This window comes from Sebaldella sp. S0638, assembly GCF_024158605.1.
In the GTDB taxonomy this organism is placed as follows: Bacteria; Fusobacteriota; Fusobacteriia; order Fusobacteriales; family Leptotrichiaceae; genus Sebaldella.
In genome coordinates, this window is sequence record NZ_JAMZGM010000141.1 from 1 (window position 1) to 559 (window position 559).

General features: G+C 35.1%; 1 protein-coding gene. It reads left to right on the top strand.

Features of this window, described 5'->3' with window-relative positions; all coding sequences use genetic code 11:
* Window positions 1–257: 257 nt before the first annotated feature.
* The coding region (locus NK213_RS18010; RefSeq protein WP_253351788.1) for a hypothetical protein at window positions 258–559 on the top strand (302 nt) is incomplete at its 3' end.

Genomic DNA, 559 nt, shown 5'->3' on the forward strand with positions numbered 1-559 from the left:
ATCTCCTAAAGAATATTTGAAAAAAATTTCATAATAGACAAGATAAATGTGTCCACATTATTGACATAAGTACAGTAACAAACCACGGTATAATAACAATAAACGGGGATTCATCACAGGGAGTATACTTAAATCTTGCATCAACGCTGGATAATCAGGGGACGATAAATATAAACAGCAATAACAGTCAGGGAATACTGATAAAAGGTGAAGGAAAACTGCTCAACAGAGGAATAATAAATCTTGCAGCAAACCTTGTGAATTCAGAACCGGTATCAAACGGTACTGCCGGCTATCCTGTACCTAGCATAATAAATGCCGGAGTAATTAATGTAAACGAAAATTTTGAGACAAATGGTCTTGATATATCTATAAAATTAGATCTGTCAACATTAAGAACAGCAGAATTAATGGAAGATACAGGAGCAGCTTTTGTATCAGATGCAGTTAAATTTTATGCGCCGGGATTCAGTACATCAGATCCAATAAGCGTACTTGCTGGATTCACTACAGGAACACATGCCGAAACATATAAACTAAAAGATGTATTTAATCCTAC